General features: G+C 65.1%; 2 protein-coding genes and 1 pseudogene. 2 read left to right on the top strand and 1 reads right to left on the bottom strand.

Features of this window, described 5'->3' with window-relative positions:
* A pseudogene (locus AC2VOG_RS02880) lies at nucleotides 1-157 on the top strand (insulinase family protein); the annotation flags it as partial.
* Nucleotides 158-161: 4 nt separating this feature from the next.
* On the top strand, nucleotides 162-1,184 hold the full coding sequence (locus AC2VOG_RS02875; RefSeq protein WP_486938411.1) for a nitronate monooxygenase: 1,023 nt from the start codon (nucleotides 162-164) through the stop codon (nucleotides 1,182-1,184).
* A gap of 37 nt (nucleotides 1,185-1,221) precedes the next feature.
* On the opposite strand, the gene ald is transcribed toward AC2VOG_RS02875, so the two are convergent.
* Nucleotides 1,222-2,337 (bottom strand): alanine dehydrogenase, encoded by a 1,116-nt coding sequence (gene ald / locus AC2VOG_RS02870; RefSeq protein ID WP_486938410.1) that lies wholly within the window; start codon nucleotides 2,335-2,337, stop codon nucleotides 1,222-1,224.
* Between the last annotated feature and the right edge of the window lie 39 nt (nucleotides 2,338-2,376).

Below are 2,376 nucleotides of genomic sequence, written 5' to 3'. Positions count from 1 at the left end.
CATCGACCGGACGCTGCAGGAGCTCGATGAGGTCACCCTGGACGAGGTCAACGCGATCGCGCGTCAACTCCTCAATAAACCCTACGGTGCCGCCGTTCTCGGACCGCATCGTTCCAAGAAGTCCCTACCGCAACAGCTTCGGACAATGACGGGGTAAGGCGATGGTGCTGGGCTTCTGGGATCTGGACATGCCGATCGTGGGCGCGCCCATGGCTGGTGGCCCCGGGACTCCCGCGCTGGCCGCGGCGGTGTCCAACGCCGGCGGCCTCGGATTTCTCGCCGGCGGCTATATCAGCGCCGCGCGTCTGGCCGACGACATCGCCAATGCGCGCGCATCGAGCACTGGGCCGATCGGTGTGAATCTGTTTGTGCCCCAGCCGAGTGTCGCCGACGTGATCGCGTTGGACCATTACGCCGAGGCGCTCGACGAACTGGCCGAGCACTACGACGTCCACGTCGGCTATCCCGAATTCGGTGACGACGACGGCTGGCCGCAGAAACTCGAGGTGGTCGCCGATATGCGGCCGGAGTTGGTGTCGTTCACCTTTGGCGCGCCGTCGCCGGATGTGTTGCGTCGGCTCGGTGCGTTGGGCATGTTGATCTACATCACCGTGACGTCTGTGTACGAAGCCGGAGTGGCGGTTGCTGCCGGTGCGGACGGCCTGATTGTCCAGGGGCCGGACGCCGGTGGGCATCGGGGCACATTCGCGCCGGACATGAGTCCGGGCACCGAACCTCTGCACGAACTGCTGGATCGCATCGGCCACCTGCACGACGTGCCGCTCATCGCCGCCGGCGGAGTGTCCAGCCCCGAGGATGTCGCCGGGGTGTTGCGCAGGGGGGCCGCCGCGGCGCAGATCGGCACCGCGCTTCTGCTGTCCGACGAGGCCGGGACCAATGCCGCGCACCGTTCCGCGCTCGGGCACCCACAGTTCGACAGCACGGTTGTCACCAACGCGTTTTCGGGCCGGTATGCCCGTGGCTTAGCCAACGACTTCACCCGCATGATGGATGAGATTGCGCCGCTTGGCTATCCCGAAGTCAACCAGATGACGTCACCGATCCGCCGAGCCGCGGTCGAACTGGAAGACCCGCATGGCACCAACCTGTGGGCGGGGACGGGGTATCGGAAGGCAGAAGCCCGGCCGGCGAAGGACATCGTCGACAAGCTCGGCCACGTCTGATTCGGGCGACCGACCTCGGGACTGCGGGCCAATACCTTCAGGCCAGCAGTGCCGCCGGATCGGTGAACGGCAGCGCGAGATCGGCGGCGACCCGCTGGCAGAGCAGCTCTCCATCGTGTGTCGAAAGACCCTTGGCAAGAGCTGGATTCGACCGGCAGGCGGCCTGCCAACCCCGGTCCGCGAGCTCGAGCACATACGGCAGGGTCGCGTTGGTCAGCGCGGCCGTCGACGTGGCAGGAACCGCGGCAGGCATGTTGGCCACGCAGTAGAACACGGTGTCGTGTACCACGAAGGTCGGATCGTCGTGAGTGGTGGGCCGCGAGTCTTCGAAGCAACCACCCTGATCGATAGCAATATCTACCAGGACTGCGCTTGGCTTCATCTGAGCAACAAGCGAATTCGAGATCAGAGTAGGAGCCTTGCCGCCGGGCAACAGCACCGCGCCGATCACCAGGTCGGCGCGTTTCACCGCGTCTTCCAATTCCAGGGTGGTGGAATGGCGAGTCTGCACTTGGCCGCTGAACGCGTGGTCGACCTCGCGCAGCCTACCGATGTTGATGTCGAGAACCGTGACGGCCGAACCCATTCCGTGAGCAACCCGCGCGGCGTTGTATCCGGCGGTTCCCGCGCCGATGACCACCACGGTGGCCGGCGCTACGCCCGGGACGCCGCCCATCAGCACGCCACGCCCGCCGTGAGTACGCATCAGGTGATACGCCCCGACCTGGGCCGACAACCTGCCGGCGACTTCGCTCATCGGGGCCAGCAGCGGCAACGTGCCGTCTGGGCTTTGGACGGTCTCGTAGGCGATCGACGTCGTGCCCGCGGACAGCAACGCTTCGGTGCACGAACGCGATGCGGCCAGGTGAAGATAGGTGAACAAGGTCTGCGCGGGCCGCAGCCGCGAATACTCCAGCGCTGTCGGCTCTTTGACTTTGAGCACCAAATCGGCATCGGCCCAAACGCTGTCGGCACTGGAAACCAATTGTGCACCTGCGGCTTTGAAATCGCTGTCGGTGATCGCCGAGCCTTCGCCCGCCCCGGCCTGGATCTGGACCTCGTGCCCTCGGCTGGTCAGTTCGGCGACGCCGGACGGAGTGATTGCAACCCGGCACTCGTTGTTCTTGACTTCGGTTGGAACGCCCACACGCATACCACCAATTGTGAATAAGCTTCAGTGAATATGCAAAGA

The organism is Mycobacterium sp. TH-M11 (genome assembly GCF_057473725.1).
The sequence above is the reverse complement of the archived record's forward strand: the minus strand, read 5'-3'. Positions and strand labels throughout refer to the sequence as shown.